15 protein-coding genes and 1 tRNA gene are annotated in these 14,150 nt (G+C 70.5%); 7 read left to right on the top strand and 9 right to left on the bottom strand.

Features of this window, described 5'->3' with window-relative positions:
- The first annotated feature begins 21 nt into the window (after positions 1 to 21).
- The gene (locus LX12_RS00175) at positions 22 to 1,809 is read left to right on the top strand and encodes an AMP-dependent synthetase/ligase (protein WP_253652503.1); all 1,788 of its coding nucleotides are present in this window, start codon (positions 22 to 24) and stop codon (positions 1,807 to 1,809) included.
- A gap of 64 nt (positions 1,810 to 1,873) precedes the next feature.
- On the opposite strand, the gene LX12_RS22120 is transcribed toward LX12_RS00175, so the two are convergent.
- Positions 1,874 to 3,340: an AAA-type ATPase lid domain-containing protein gene (locus LX12_RS22120; RefSeq protein ID WP_253652502.1), complete on the bottom strand. Its 1,467-nt coding sequence runs from the start codon at positions 3,338 to 3,340 to the stop codon at positions 1,874 to 1,876.
- Between the two features lie 200 nt (positions 3,341 to 3,540).
- Here LX12_RS22120 and LX12_RS00165 point away from each other — a divergent pair, with 200 nt between their 5' ends.
- From LX12_RS00165 to LX12_RS00150, 4 genes are read left to right on the top strand one after another with little or no spacing between them, the layout of a single operon-like run.
- Positions 3,541 to 4,581: an amidohydrolase family protein gene (locus LX12_RS00165; protein ID WP_253652501.1), complete on the top strand. Its 1,041-nt coding sequence runs from the start codon at positions 3,541 to 3,543 to the stop codon at positions 4,579 to 4,581.
- Entirely contained in the window at positions 4,578 to 5,345 is a 768-nt protein-coding gene (locus LX12_RS00160) for a metal-sulfur cluster assembly factor (RefSeq protein WP_253652500.1), read from the top strand. The genes LX12_RS00165 and LX12_RS00160 overlap by 4 nt, the downstream gene beginning before the upstream one ends.
- A gap of 41 nt (positions 5,346 to 5,386) precedes the next feature.
- A complete protein-coding gene (locus LX12_RS00155; protein WP_253653110.1) occupies positions 5,387 to 6,412 on the top strand; it encodes an NAD(P)-dependent alcohol dehydrogenase in 1,026 nt (341 codons plus the stop codon).
- A gap of 49 nt (positions 6,413 to 6,461) precedes the next feature.
- The gene (locus tag LX12_RS00150; protein WP_253652499.1) at positions 6,462 to 6,782 is read left to right on the top strand and encodes a putative quinol monooxygenase; all 321 of its coding nucleotides are present in this window, start codon (positions 6,462 to 6,464) and stop codon (positions 6,780 to 6,782) included.
- 18 nt (positions 6,783 to 6,800) lie between these two features.
- On the opposite strand, the gene LX12_RS00145 is transcribed toward LX12_RS00150, so the two are convergent.
- The 3 genes from LX12_RS00145 to LX12_RS00135 form a co-directional block, all read right to left on the bottom strand.
- Entirely contained in the window at positions 6,801 to 7,700 is a 900-nt protein-coding gene (locus tag LX12_RS00145) for an alpha/beta fold hydrolase (protein WP_253652498.1), read from the bottom strand.
- Positions 7,701 to 7,709: 9 nt separating this feature from the next.
- A complete protein-coding gene (locus LX12_RS00140; protein WP_253652497.1) occupies positions 7,710 to 9,206 on the bottom strand; it encodes a flavin-containing monooxygenase in 1,497 nt (498 codons plus the stop codon).
- Positions 9,207 to 9,354: 148 nt separating this feature from the next.
- Positions 9,355 to 9,436: transfer RNA gene (locus LX12_RS00135), tRNA-Leu, on the bottom strand.
- Between the two features lie 60 nt (positions 9,437 to 9,496).
- Here LX12_RS00135 and LX12_RS00130 point away from each other — a divergent pair.
- Both LX12_RS00130 and LX12_RS00125 read left to right on the top strand, forming a co-directional pair.
- Positions 9,497 to 9,910, top strand: a complete 414-nt coding sequence (locus tag LX12_RS00130) for a transcriptional regulator (protein ID WP_253652496.1) — start codon at positions 9,497 to 9,499, stop codon at positions 9,908 to 9,910.
- Positions 9,911 to 9,941: 31 nt separating this feature from the next.
- Positions 9,942 to 10,298, top strand: a complete 357-nt coding sequence (locus LX12_RS00125; RefSeq protein WP_253652495.1) for a DUF3817 domain-containing protein — start codon at positions 9,942 to 9,944, stop codon at positions 10,296 to 10,298.
- Between the two features lie 19 nt (positions 10,299 to 10,317).
- Here the strand turns inward: LX12_RS00125 and LX12_RS00120 are convergent, their stop codons facing one another.
- From LX12_RS00120 to LX12_RS00100, 5 genes are all read right to left on the bottom strand, one after another.
- On the bottom strand, positions 10,318 to 10,968 hold the full coding sequence (locus LX12_RS00120; protein WP_253652494.1) for a non-canonical purine NTP pyrophosphatase: 651 nt from the start codon (positions 10,966 to 10,968) through the stop codon (positions 10,318 to 10,320).
- A complete protein-coding gene (gene rph, locus LX12_RS00115) occupies positions 10,965 to 11,714 on the bottom strand; it encodes a ribonuclease PH (RefSeq protein WP_253652493.1) in 750 nt (249 codons plus the stop codon). Before rph ends, LX12_RS00120 begins: the two co-directional genes overlap by 4 nt.
- Positions 11,715 to 11,782: 68 nt before the next feature.
- Complete coding sequence (locus tag LX12_RS00110; RefSeq protein WP_253652492.1) at positions 11,783 to 12,544, bottom strand: cyclic nucleotide-degrading phosphodiesterase; 762 nt, start codon at positions 12,542 to 12,544, stop codon at positions 11,783 to 11,785.
- 70 nt (positions 12,545 to 12,614) lie between these two features.
- Entirely contained in the window at positions 12,615 to 13,421 is an 807-nt protein-coding gene (gene murI / locus LX12_RS00105; RefSeq protein ID WP_253652491.1) for a glutamate racemase, read from the bottom strand.
- Positions 13,418 to 14,095, bottom strand: a complete 678-nt coding sequence (locus LX12_RS00100) for a rhomboid family intramembrane serine protease (protein WP_372504884.1) — start codon at positions 14,093 to 14,095, stop codon at positions 13,418 to 13,420. Before LX12_RS00100 ends, murI begins: the two co-directional genes overlap by 4 nt.
- Positions 14,096 to 14,150 lie beyond the last annotated feature (55 nt).

Raw genomic sequence — 14,150 nt, 5'->3', positions numbered from 1 at the left:
CACTCACGATCGGAGGCTCCCGTGACCGCAGCAGCGACCAGTCCCCACGAGATCGTCGTGGACGACGACACCACGATCGTCGACCGCCCGATCCGGCTGCGCGAGGAGCGCAGCTCGCTGCGGCTGTTCCGGCGGCGCGTCGACGGCCGGTGGAACGACGTCACCGCGAAGGAGTTCGCCGATCAGGTCGACGCGACCGCGAAGGGTCTGATCGCGTCCGGCGTCGACGCCGGCGACCGCGTCGCGATCCTGTCCTCGACCCGCTACGAGTGGACCGTCCTGGACTACGCGATCTGGCGCGCGGGGGGCGCGACCGTCGCGATCTACGAGACGTCCGCGTCGGACCAGGTGAAGTACATCCTCTCCGACTCCGGCACCACGATGCTGCTGGTCGAGTCGACGAAGCAGAAGGAGCAGCACTCGGCGGTCGTCGAGGCCGCGGGTCTGCGCGAGACGCTCGTCATCGACGACGACGTCCTCGGTGTCCTCGCCGAGCGCGGCGCCGACGTCGACGACGCCGAACTCGACCGTCGCCGCGCGGGGATGAGCGCCTCGGACATGGCGACCCTGATCTACACGTCGGGAACCACCGGCAACCCCAAGGGCGTGGCCCTGACCCACGCCAATTTCCTCGGCGAGTGCGAGAGCGTCCGGCAGACCCTCGGGCACGTCATGGGCGAGGGGCGCTCGACGCTGCTGTTCCTGCCGCTCGCGCACGTGTTCGCCCGCATGGTGGCCGTCGGCGCCATCGAGAGCGGCGTGGTGCTGGGCCACACCAACGACATCCCGAACCTGTTGAGCGACTTCGAGAAGTTTCAGCCCAGCTACATCCTGTCGGTGCCGCGCGTGTTCGAGAAGGTCTACAACAGCGCCAAGCAGAAGGCCCACGACGGGGGCAAGGGCAAGATCTTCGACCGCGCGGCCGACACCGCCATCGAGTACTCACGGGCGCTGGACGCCGGCGGCGCCGGTCTCGTCCTGAAGGCCAAGCACACCGTGTTCGACAAGCTCGTCTACTCCAAGCTGCGCGCGGCCCTCGGCGGACAGTGCGAGGACGCGATCTCCGGTGGCGCCCCGCTCGGTGAGCGCCTCGGCCACTTCTTCCGCGGCATCGGCATCCCGGTGTACGAGGGCTACGGCCTCACCGAGACGACCGCCGCCGTCACGGTGAACTCGCCCGAGGCCCAGCGTGTCGGCACGGTCGGGCGGCCCGTCGCGGGCGCCGCGGTCAAGATCGCCGACGACGGCGAGGTGCTCCTCAAGGGCCCCATGGTGTTCTCCGGGTACTGGCACAACGAGGAGGCCACCAAGGACACCTTCGACGGTGAGTGGTTCCGCACCGGCGACATCGGCACGCTCGAGGACGACTACCTCAAGATCACCGGCCGCAAGAAGGAGCTCATCGTCACCGCCGGCGGCAAGAACGTCTCCCCCGCCCCGCTCGAGGACTCCATCCGCGCACACCCGATGGTGAGCCAGTGCCTCGTCGTCGGCGACAACAAGCCGTTCATCGCCGCGTTGATCACCCTCGACGCCGAGGCCGCGCCGGGCTGGCTGGAACGCCACTCGCTGCCCGCCGACACCTCGATCGCCGACCTCGCGAAGAACGACGATCTCCGCGCGGAGATCGACGAGGCGGTCAAGCAGGCCAACACGAAGGTGTCCAAGGCGGAGCAGATCAAGAAGTTCACCATCCTCGACAGTGATTTCACCATCGAGTCCGGTGAGATCACGCCGACGATGAAGCTGAAGCGCAACGTGATCCACGAGGCGCACGGCGCCGAGATCGAGAAGCTCTACACCAAGTAGACCCCTCCCACCGGGACGACGCCCGGTGACGCACGACCCCACGAGGTGGGTGCCATGACCCTGGTCAGGCACCCACCTCGGTCGTGATGCCGTAGTGGGAGATCTTGCGGTAGAGGGTCGCCCGGCTCATCCCCAGCGTCCGCGCGGCGTCGCCCATGCTGGGCGGCCCCGACGCGAGGACCCGCACTATCTCGCCGCGCTCGAATGCCTCGATGCGGGACAGGCGTCGACCGCCGCCGGCGAGGACGTCGGACGGCAGGGAACCCACGTCGACACGGTCCCCCCGCAGCGCGGCCGCACGGACCACGTCGGCGAGTTCGGTGACGTTGCCGGGCCAGTCGTAGGACTGCAGTGCGCGTTGTGCGGCCGGCAGGACGGGCACCGGCCGTCCCCGCGCCGACTCCGCGAGATGTGCTGCGAGCGGGACGATGTCGTCGGGCCGGTCCCGCAACGGCGGAACGTCGACGATGACGTCGATCGCCGACCTCAACGCCATCGGCACGTCTTCGAGGCGGTCGGCGGTGAGAACCACCGGTACCTCACCCGCCGGTCGGCGACGCAGCACGTCGCCGAGCCGGACCGCCACCCAGTCCGGCAGCCTGTCGACGTCACGGACGATCACCGCGGTGTGGTCCTTGCCCACCTCCGGCAGCCACAGGTCGAGCCAGGTGACGACGTCGCCGGTCGCCGGCGGGGCAGCGGACAGGATGCGGTCTCGCGGGCGGACGCGCCGCGCGGCCTGGGCCAGCGCGGTGGCGCGACCGGACCCGCGTTCACCCACCGTGGCGACGACGTGGCCGGCCCGCAGCCCGCGCTCGACGTGATCGACCACCGCGCACCACTGCGGCGACAACCCGCGCAGCGTGCCCGCCCCGGGCTCGAGGCACGGCAGGTCGATGCGCATGACCGTCCCCCGCGGGGTGCGCCGCGCCCGCCGGCCCGTCGACCGGGCGCCCATCAGGGCCGCGGTGGTCCCGGCCGCGGACCGGGCCAGGGCCAGCAGCAGATCCGGCGACGACCGCGACCAGGTCGTCAGGTTGACGCAACCCTCCACCCGCCCGGACGCCGGGTCGATCACCGGGACCGCGGCGCAGGTGAAGCTGCTGAGGTTCTGCGCGTAGTGCTCCTCCGCGCGCACCAGGGTCGGCGCACGATCGGCGAGCGCCAGCCCCAGTCCGTTGGTGCCGACCTCGCGTTCGGAGTAGGCGAACCCCGGCGCGAGGCGCACGTCGTCGAGTGCGCCGAGCAGAGACGTGTCCCCGCTCGCCCGGTGCAGGACGACACCGTCGGGGTCGGTCAGCATCAGTCCGACGGGCTCGCCCGACAGCGTGTGCGAGAGGTCGGTGAGCACCTCTGTGCCGCATGCGCAGAACAGCGAGTCCAGGTCGTGTGTACCGGTGAACGCGGGCGTGACCGCGTCGTCGGCGACCCCGTACTCCGCCGACCGCTGCCACGAGGCGAGCAGACGGCGCCCGCCGGACGGCGCGCCGAGCCGCGCGAGGTCGCGCCGAGATCCCGGCGGTCGAGCCACGTCCATCACCCCTCCCGGATGTGACCCACGTTACCCGTCCACGCGGCCGCCGCACGGGTGCCTGATGCCGGATCCGGACGGACTCGGCAGGTCAGAGGGTGTCTCAAACTGAGACGGTCGCCCCCTCGATCACGGGTCCGACGCTCCCTACGGTCGCTCTCAGACGTGTGGCACTCATCACATGCACCAGGGAGGTCGACATGTATCACACACCGGACGCCGACTACTTCGTCGTCGACGCGCACATCGCGCTCTGGGATGCTCGCGCCGAGAACCAGCGCAACATCCACGGCAAGCAGTTCATCGACTGCTTCTACGACTACCACCGCAACCTGTCGCCGGAGTCGGAGCTGTGGGGCTACGAGGAGTACCTCTACCAGGGCGGCGAGCGGCTGATGCACGACATCTTCGAGGTCGGTCACGTCGACCACGCGATCTTCCAGCCCGCCCACCTCGGCGAGTTCTACCACCGCGGATTCGGACAGACCGAGGAGGCGTCGCAGCTCGCCGCCGCCCACCCGGACAAGCTGACCTACAACCACCACTTCGACCCGCGCAACGGCGAGGCCGGCCTCGATCAGCTGCGGCGCGACGCGGAGAAGTACCAGCTGAAGGGCGTGAAGCTGTACACCGCCGAGTGGCACGGCGAATCCCGCGGGTACAAACTCGACGACCCGTGGGCCTACCGCTACTTCCAGGAGTGCCGGGAGCTCGGCATCCGCAACATCCACGTGCACAAGGGACCCACCATCCGCCCGCTCGACCGGGATGCGTTCGACGTCGCCGACGTCGACCACGTCGCCTCGGACTTCACCGACCTGAACTTCGTGGTGGAGCACTGCGGTCTCCCCCGGCTCGAGGACTTCTGCTGGATCGCCACCCAGGAGCCGAACGTCTACGCCGGTCTGGCCGTGGCCATCCCGTTCATGCACACCCGCCCGAAGTACTTCGCGCAGATCATGGGCGAGCTCCTGTACTGGCTCGGCGAGGACCGGATCTTCTTCTCGTCCGATTACGCGTTGTGGACGCCGAGGTGGCTGGTGGAGACGTTCGTCGACTTCCAGATCCCCGACGAGCTGAGCGAATACCCGGCGATCACGACCGAACAGAAGAAGAAGATCCTCGGTCTGAACGCCGCGAAGCTCTACGACATCCCGGTGCCGGCGGAGTTGCAGCTCCCGGACGCCGACGAGACCGCCACCGGTCCGCGCGGCGCCGACGAGATGGTGGGTGCCTCATGAGTGCGCCCACCACCGACCGGGTGTCGCTCGACCAGGCGCGGCACGCCGACGTGCGTGGCGTTCTCGACCACGTCATCGACCCCGAACTCGACGAACCGATCACCGATCTGGGGTTCGTGCGGTCGATCGACGTGAGCGATGAGGGGGCCGTCGAGGTCCACCTGCGACTCCCGACGTCGTTCTGCGCCCCCAACTTCGCGTACCTGATGGCGTCGGACGCCAAGGACGCCGTCGTCGGTCTGCCCTGGACGACGGACGTGACCGTCGAACTCGACGACCACCACGACTCCGACATCATCAACGCCGGCCTCGCCGCCGACGCCGGCTACCGCGGCACGTTCCGCCACGAGGCCGACACCGACCTCGAGGAGCTCCGCGAGACGTTCCGCCGCAAGGCACACACCGCGGCGATGGAGCGCTGTCTCACCGGGCTGCTGCGCGCCGACCCGACGCTCGCCGAGACGGACCTCGGCGACGTCCGGCTCACCGGACTCCCCGACGACGACACGAAGCGGTCGCTGGTCCGTCGACGCCGGGCGATCGGACTGGGCACGGCCGAGTCCGATCTGGTTCTCGTCGATCCCGACGGGAACGGGTACGCGCCCGACGCGGTGTCCCACGCACTGCGTCGGGCGCGCTCCACCCGGATCTCCATCGACGGCAACGCCCACTGGTGCAAAGGGCTCCTCGGTACGCGCTACGCCGACGAACCCCCCGACCCCACCTTCGTCCCGCTCACCGCGCTCACCGTGCGCGGCTCCTGACCCCGACACCCAGAACAGAACCGGAGACACCGATGTCCACGATGCGCGCCGTCCAGGTGGTCGGCTACCACCAGGACCTGGAGATGACCGAGCTGCCCGTGCCGGAACCGACAGGACCGTTCGACGTGGTGGTCAAGATCGGCGGAGCGGGGGTGTGCCGCACCGACATCCACATCCTCGAGGGCCAGTGGGCCGAGAAGTCCGGTGTCGCACTGCCGTACACGATCGGACACGAGAACGCGGGCTGGGTGCACGCCGTCGGGTCGGCGGTCACCCACGTCGCCGAGGGCGACAAGGTGATCCTCCATCCCCTCATCACGTGCGGCCTGTGCCGGGCGTGCCGCTCGGGGGACGACGTGCACTGCGAGGCCAACGCCTTCCCGGGCATCGACACCCACGGCGGCTACGCGGACTACATCAAGACCTCCGCCCGCAGCGTCGTGAAGATCGACGACGCCCTGGAACCCGCGGACGTCGCGGCCCTCGCCGACGCCGGCCTGACCGCCTACCACGCGGCGGCCAAGGCGGCGAGGCGCCTGACGCCCCGGGACCGGTGCGTGGTGATCGGCGCAGGCGGTCTGGGCCACATCGGCATCCAGGTGCTCAAGGCGCTCACGCCCGCCGAGCTGATCGTCGTGGACCGCAACGAGCAGGCTCTCAAGCTCGCGGAGTCGATCGGCGCCGATCGGGGCGTCGTCGCCGACGGCAGCCAGGTCGAGCAGGTGCTCGAGCTGACCGGCGGGCACGGCGCCGAGGTCGTCGTCGACTTCGTCGGCGAGAACGGCACCACCGCAGAGGGTCTGGCGATGACGCGCCGAGCCGGCGACTACCACGTCGTCGGGTACGGCGAGAACGTCGACGTCCCCACGATCGACCTGATCTCCGAGGAGAAGAACGTCGTCGGCAACCTCGTCGGTTCCTACAACGACCTCTGTGATCTGATGCAGTTGGCCGCCCGGGGGTCGGTGGTGCTCCACACGGCGAAGTACCCGCTCGACGACTTCCAGAGGGCCATCGACGATCTCGGGGCCGGCAACGTCCGCGGACGCGCCATCCTCACCCCGTGATCACGGCCGACGTCCACCCCGCACGCATCGAACCGCAAGGAGCCCCACAGTGATCTTCATCGTCGTCAAGTTCCCGGTGAAGCCCGAGCACGCCGACGAGTGGCCGTCGCTGGTCGCCGAGTTCACCGCCGGCACCCGCGCCGAGGAGGGCAACCTCTTCTTCGACTGGGCCCGCAGCCTCGACGACCCGAACGAGTACGTGCTGACCGAGGGGTTCGCCGACGACGGCGCCGAGGCGCACGTGGGCAGCGACCACTTCAGGAAAGCTGTCGACGAACTCCCGCAGTACCTGGCCCGCACGCCGAAGATCATCAGCGAGAAGATCGGCGCCGACGGATGGGGCCCGATGGGCGAGATGCAGGTCGACTGAGTCCCCGCCGGCACCGCGTCAGGGCGACCCGAGGAAGTCGAGCACCAGTCGGTTGACCTCCTCGGGTCGTTCGACCTGCAGGAAATGCCCTGCGTCGGGGACGATCTCGACGGCACTCCCCTCGGGCAGCACGTCGCGCACACCGCGCGTGTAGCCGACCTGCATGCAGCCGTCGTCGGCACCGTGCAGGTAGAGCATCGGGACCACCGGACCTTTCAGCCAGAAATCCTGCAGCTCGCGGTATCTCGCCGCCGGGCGACGCGGGCGCACCTGCGCGCGGTAGTACCCGAGCGCCGCGCGACGATGTGCCGCGTCGGGGAGCGAGTCGAAGACGTGCGGGAGGTCGCCGCTGGGGTCGTGCCCCGGGGACCAGTCGCGCCACAGCCGCGGTATGAGGCGGTCGAGGGACGACTCGGCGACGCGGGGCACCTGGTTGAACGCCATGTACCAGCTCATCCGAGCCTGGCGGGCGAGCATCCGCACGGTCTCCGCCGGGGACGCGACGGACCGGGTCATCGCCGGCACCGGTGGCACCGCCATCGACACCACCCGCCGGAACGGCGATCTCGGCCACGCCGCTATCCCGTTGGCGGTGACGGCACCCCAGTCGTGGCCGACCAGGACGGCCTGCTCGTTCCCGCCGAGCTCCCGGTGCACCCCGATCACGTCGTGCATGAGCGCTCCGACGTGGTAGTCGCCGTCGTCGGGGATGTCGCTGGGCGCGTACCCGCGGCTGAACGGTGCCACGACGCGGAAGTCACGGTCGGCGAGCGCGGGCCCGAGGTGCCGCCACGACCACGCGGAGTCGGGGTAACCGTGCACAAGGATCGCGAGCGGCCCGTCCTGCGGGCCCCAGGTCAGCGCCGCGACTCGCAGTTCCGGCAGCGTGATGTCGATCCGACGGGGCTCGCTGGTCATCGCCTCAGCTTAGGAGACCGCCACCTGCGCCTCGGTCCCCACCGCGGCCCGCTCGGTGCGGGCGATCCGCCCGAATCGCAGCGCAGGATCGGCGACGCGGCGGCGCCGCAGGATGAGTACGTCGTGGTAGTAGTTCATCCCCAGCTGCCAGGGCGCGCGTCCTCCGGCCCGCGGGAAGGTGTCGATCGACCGGACGATGTAGTTCGCCCGGCAGTCGAGCAGCGGCTCCCTGCGCACCCCCGTCGGCGCCACGGGCACGAAGGTGTCGTGGCCGTGCCGCCGCATGTGGCGCACCAGGCGTCGGAAGTGCTCGCCGACGAGATCGGCCTTCAACGTCCACGACGCGTTCGTGTACCCGATGGTGAACACGAGGTTCGGCAGGCCGCTCAGCATCATCCCCTTGTAGGAGAGGGTCTCGGAGACAGGCGTCTCGACGCCGTCGACCGACAGCGTCACGCGACCGAACGCGAGCATCTGCAGACCCGTCGCGGTGACGACCACGTCGGCGGGGACGAGTTCCCCCGAGGAGACGACGACGCCGTCGGGGCGGACGTGGTCGATGGTGTCGGTGACGACCGAGGCGGACCCGTCCGACAGAGCGCGGAAGAGGTCTCCGTCGGGCGCGAGACACATGCGCTGGTCCCATGGGTCGTAGCGCGGCGTGAAGTGCCGGTCGAGGTCGAAGTCGGCGGGGAGCTGGGCGGCGTTCTCCTTCCGGATCACGCCGCGCATGCGATCGGGCCACCGACGGCAGGCCTGGTATAGCGCCGTGTCGATGGCGATGTTCTTCACTCGCGTCACCGCGGACGCCGTGCGGCGTCCGACGAGTCGCGCGAGCCGCTCGTCGGCGGCGTCGCGACTCGGGAACGACATCACGTACGTCGGTGACCGCTGCAGCATCGTCACGTGCGCAGCGGTCTGCGCCAGTGCCGGTACGACGGTGATCGCGGTGGCGCCGCTGCCGACGACCACCACCCGCTTGCCGGTGAGGTCGAGGTCCTGCGGCCAGTGCTGCGGGTGCACCACCGGCCCGGCGAAGTCGTCGAGTCCTGGGATGTGCGGTTCGTGGCCGCGGGCGTGGTCGTAATAGCCGGTGCACAGGTAGAGGAAGCGTGCGCGGACGACGACCGGCTCGGGGTCGTCCTCGGTGGTCGCCGTGACGGTCCACCTGCCGGTCGAGGAGTCGAAGTCGGCTCCGGTGACGCGGTGACCGAACCGGATGTGGTCGAGCGTGCCGTCCCGGCGCGCGCTCGACTCGATGTACTCGCGGATGCGGTCACCGGAGACGATGGAGTCGGAGTCGGTCCAGCGGTGATGGCGGTAGCTCAGGCTGTGCATGTCGGAGTCGCAGCGCACGCCCGGGTAGCGGAACAGGTCCCAGGTGCCACCGATCCGTCGTCGGGACTCGAGGACGACGAAGCTGTCACCGACGGCCTCACGGACGTGGTGCGCCGCCCCGATGCCGGACAACCCGGCCCCCACGATCACGACCTCGACGTCGGTCACCGACACCCGATCCCCTCTCGCCCGCCGTCGCCGTCGACGGCCGTCGCCGCGTGAGCGTGACACGGTGAGGTGTGATCCGGCGCAGTGCTCCGGGAACGTTGGGGAAGGACACAGCCGTGGACGCGCGGACGGTGACGGTGTCGCGGAGTGCGCGAGAGGAGACTCGAACTCCCACGGGTTGCCCCACTGGAACCTAAATCCAGCGCGTCTGCCAGTTCCGCCACTCGCGCGTGTGCAGCGCCACCCTAGCGGTCGGCCGCCGGGATCCGTCCGCGCGGTACCGTCGTCTCGTGAGCAGTCCGCACCGTCGCCGACACCGGCCGGCACTCATCGTGCTGGTCGTGGTCGCGTTCGTGGCCTGTCTGGGCCTCGCCTGGTGGCAGTGGACCCGGTTCGAGTCGACCGACGGTACCGGCCAGAACCTGGGCTACGCGCTGCAGTGGCCGGCGTTCGCGGCCTTCGTCGTCTACGCCTACCGGCGGTTCGTGGTGTTGGAGAGCGACCCCGAGGAGGTCGCCAAACTCGATCCCGCCACCCGCGGTGCGACGGAGATCCGTCCCGACGTCCTGCCCCCGCGGCCGGCGGCGCGGACCGGTGCGGTCGACAAGGTCGACGAGGTCGACGACGACGCGTCGCCGGAGGACCGCGCGCACGCGGAGTACAACCGCTACCTGTCCGAACTGGCACGGCGCGACGCGCGGTGACCTCGGACGTCGAGTCGATTCAGGAGTTCGTGTGAGCAGTACCGATCCCGTCACGACGGCCAAGCCCGTGACCCAGCCCGCGTCCAAGATCCGCGGCGCTCTCCTGCGTTACCGCGTGCTCGCGTGGGTGACCGGTCTGTGGCTGCTGCTGCTCGTCGTCGAGTTGATCCTCAAGTACGGCTTCGGCGTCGACTCGCTCGACTTCGTGCCGATCGTGCACGGCTGGGTCTACTTCGTGTACCTGATCATGGCGATCGATCTGTCCATCCGCGTCCGGTGGCCGATCGGCAAGACGGTGGTCACCCTCATCGCGGGCACCATCCCGTTCCTGTCGTTCTACGTAGAGCACATCCGCACCCGCGAGGTCCGCGCCCAGTTCGACGTCTGACCCCCGCGGTCGCCGCCCGTCAGGCCCCCGCGCCGAGGTCACGCAGGACCGGCAGCAGCTGCTCCAGCGCGCGGGAGCGGTGACTGATCGCGTCCTTCTCGGCCGGTGCGAGTTGCGCGGCGGTCCGGCCGGCGACCGAACCACCCGACATCGCGTCGTCGGAGGGGACGAAGATCGGGTCGTAGCCGAAGCCGTTGTGCCCGAGCGGTTCCCGGACGATCCGGCCCCGCCACTCGCCCCGCACCACGTGCTGCCCGCCGGACGGCGTCACCAGCGCGCAGGCCGAGACGAACGCGGCACCGCGACGCTCCTCGGGGACGTCGGACATCTGGCCGAGCAGCAGGCGCAGGTTGGCCTCGTCGTCGCCGTGCCGGCCCGACCACCGGGCGCTGAGCACGCCGGGCATCCCGCGCAGCGCATCCACCTCGAGGCCCGAGTCGTCGGCGAGGCAGGCGAAACCCGTCGCGGCACACCCGTCGACCGCCTTCACGAGCGCGTTGTCCTCGAAGGTCGCGCCGGTCTCCGGGGTCTCGGGGAAGGCGGGCACCTCGTCGAGGCCGATCACCGTCACGTCCTCGATCCCCTCGGAGACGACCAGGCGCCGGAGCTCGGTGAGCTTCTTGGCGTTGCGACTGGCGACGAGCAGCGTCGTCGCGGTCGGCCCGGTCACACGCCGGGCGCGGCCGGCGACGGCGCGCCGAGTGCCTCGCGCTGCGCCTCGAACAGCCGCTCGGTGCCGATGGCCGCCATGTCGAGCATCTTGTCCAGCGTCGCGCGTGCGAACGTGGCGCCCTCGCCCGTGCCCTGGATCTCCACCAGGGTGCCGGCGTCGGTGGCGACGACGTTCATGTCGACCTCGGCGCGGGAGTCCTCCTCGTAGGGCAGGTCGAGACGGACACGCCCGTCGACCACCCCCACGCTGACCGCGGCGATGGCACAGGAGATCGGCTGCGGATCGGCGAGCAGTCCGCGTTCGTTGAGCAGCGCGACCGCGTCGACGAGGGCAACGTAGGCCCCGGTGATCGCGGCGGTCCGGGTCCCGCCGTCGGCCTGCAGGACGTCGCAGTCGAGGGCGATCGTGTTCTCCCCCAGCGCCGCCAGGTCGATGCAGGCGCGCAGCGACCGGCCGATGAGTCGGCTGATCTCCTGGGTACGGCCGCCGACCTTGCCCTTGACCGACTCGCGCTGCGACCGCGTGTGGGTGGCGGCGGGCAGCATCGCGTACTCGGCGGTCAACCAACCCAGCCCCGATCCGCGACGCCACCGCGGCACACCCTCCTCGACGCTCGCGGTGCACATCACGCGGGTGCTGCCGAACTCGACGAGCACCGACCCGGCGGGGTGGTCGGTGAATCCACGGGTGATGCGGATGGGCCGCATCTCGTCGTCGGTGCGTCCGTCTGCTCGTCTACTCACGCGGCCACTCTAACGACGCGATCGCCTCCACCGCGGGCCCGTCGGGCCGACGGGTCGGGGTGGGTGCCTCAGATCCCGAAGACGCGACCGGGCCGGGCGACGTCCAGCGGGCCGTCGTACTCCGCCTTCGCCTCGGCGACGACGTCCTCGACCGGTGTCCACGGCGGGATGTGGGTCAGCACCAGCGACTTCGCGCCGGCGCGGGCCGCGATCCGGCCGGCCTCGGTACCCGACAGGTGCAGGCCCGGGGGACGCTCGTCGGGCGCATGGGTCCACGACGCCTCGCAAAGGAACACGTCGGCGTCGCGGGCGAGGTCGACCACGGCGTCACACTCCGCGGTGTCCCCGCTGAACGCCAGGACCCGGTCGTCGGGTCCGACGATCCGCAACCCGTAGGTCTCCGGCGGGTGCAGCACCCGATGCGGTGTCACCGAGAGCGGACCGATGTCGACGGTGTCGCCGTCGGCCCAGTGGTGCACGTCGAAGGTGTCGGAGATGTCGTCGACCTGCCCCGCGTACTCCGACGAGGCGGCGCCGATACGGGTGCCCGTGCCGTCGGGTCCCCACAGCGCGACCTTCACCGACGCCGGCACCGGGTGGTAGCGCCGCCACACCAGCAGACCGGGCAGGTCCAGGCAGTGGTCGGCGTGCAGGTGACTGAGCATCACCGTGACGTCGTTGGGGTCGTGCACGCGCTGCAACGCCCCCAGCACCCCCGGCCCGAAGTCGAGGACCACCGGCTGGTGACCGTCGACGGTGAGCAGATACCCCGATGCCGCACTCTCGGGGCCGACGACGCTCCCCGAGCTCCCCAGGACGGTCACTCGCATGCCGTTCACTGTGCCACGTGACGACGACCACAGCGACGAGCCTCGCGGCGTCCGATGTCCCGTCGTGATCTCACACCGCGTGCACGGCGCCGAGAGCCGGCCCGAGGAAGCGGGCGGCGAGGCGTGCGAAGGAGTCGGGGTCGCCGGTGGCGGTGAAGTCGCGCCGCGCCGGCCGGCCGTCGTGCGGCCGCAGGGCGTCCTGTTCGGTGAGCACGCGCAGCACGTCCTTGGCGGTCTCCTCGGCGCTCGACACGAGCGTCACCTCGTCACCCATCGCGAGCTGGATGACCCCGGACAGGAGGGGGTAGTGCGTGCAGCCCAGGACGACGGTGTCGACGCGGGCCTGCTGCAGGGGTTCGAGATATCCCTGTGCCAGGCCCAGGATCTGGCGACCCGAGGTGATGCCGCGTTCGACGAAGTCGACGAAGCGGGGGCACGCGACCGTGGTGAGCTCGACGCCGCGGGCGGCGGCGAACGCGTCGTCGTAGGCGCGCGAGGCGATCGTCGCGGCCGTGCCGATGACGCCGATCCGGCCGGTGCGCGTGGTCGCGACCGCACGTCGTACCGCGGGCAGGATCACCTCGACCACCGGCACCGGATACCGCTCACGGGCGTCGCGCAGGCACGCCGACGACGCCGTGTTGCACGCGATCACCATCACCTTGACGCCGCGCTCGACGAGATCGTCGCCGACGGCCAGTGCATGGCGTCGGATCTCCGGGATGCGCAGTGGGCCGTAGGGGCCGTTGGCCGTGTCGCCGACATAGACGATGTCCTCGTCGGGCAGTTGGTCGACGATCGCCCGCGCGACGGTCAGCCCGCCGACACCGGAGTCGAAGATGCCGATCGGTGCGTCCTGGCGCGGGTCGCCGGTCACCGCCGGGGCTCGACGACGGGTGTCGGCGTCGTGGCGCGGCGTCGACGATCACGCCCGGCCAGCGCCCATGCGGCGACCACTCCCCCAATCGCGCCGAACAGGTGCGCCTGCCACGAGATCTGCGGCTGCCCCGGGATCACCCCCCACAGCACGGAGCCGTAGACGAGGAGCAGCAGCACGCCGATCCCGATCTGCGCGGGCGAGCGGTTGAACAGTCCCCGCACCAGCAGGAAGGCGAGCCAGCCGAAGATGATCCCGGACGCGCCGATGGTCACCGAGTTGCCGGGACCGAACAGGAACACCCCGATCCCCGAGAACGCCCACACGACCAGCGTGGTGACGACGAACCGCCGGGCGAGCAGGAGCAGGAAGCCGAGGACCGCGGCGGGGACGGCATTGGAGGTGAGGTGGTCGAACCCGGCATGCAGGAACGGCGAGGTGAGGACGCCCCACCACCGGTCGGCGTCGCGGGGGTGGATCCCGTCGTCGTCGAGACGGTTGCTCGACGCCGCGTCGAACGCCTCGACGAGGTAGAGCACCCCGATCACCAGTGCGATGACCACGGCCGAGCGGATCCACAGCACGCGGCGCGGCTCGCGGCCGGGGCCGACCCGGGGGCCCGCACCCCCGCCGAGCGGTGGGACGGCGCCCTGCGGCGCACCGGTGGACACCATGGCCTGCACTCCTCGTGTCGGGTCACCCGAGGATACCGAGCACGACGGTCCGGCC

Source organism: Williamsia serinedens (genome assembly GCF_024171725.1).
Lineage (GTDB): Bacteria > Actinomycetota > Actinomycetes > Mycobacteriales > Mycobacteriaceae > Williamsia_A > Williamsia_A serinedens.
Note: the sequence above shows the minus strand (reverse complement) of the source record. Positions and strands in the feature narration are given on the sequence as shown.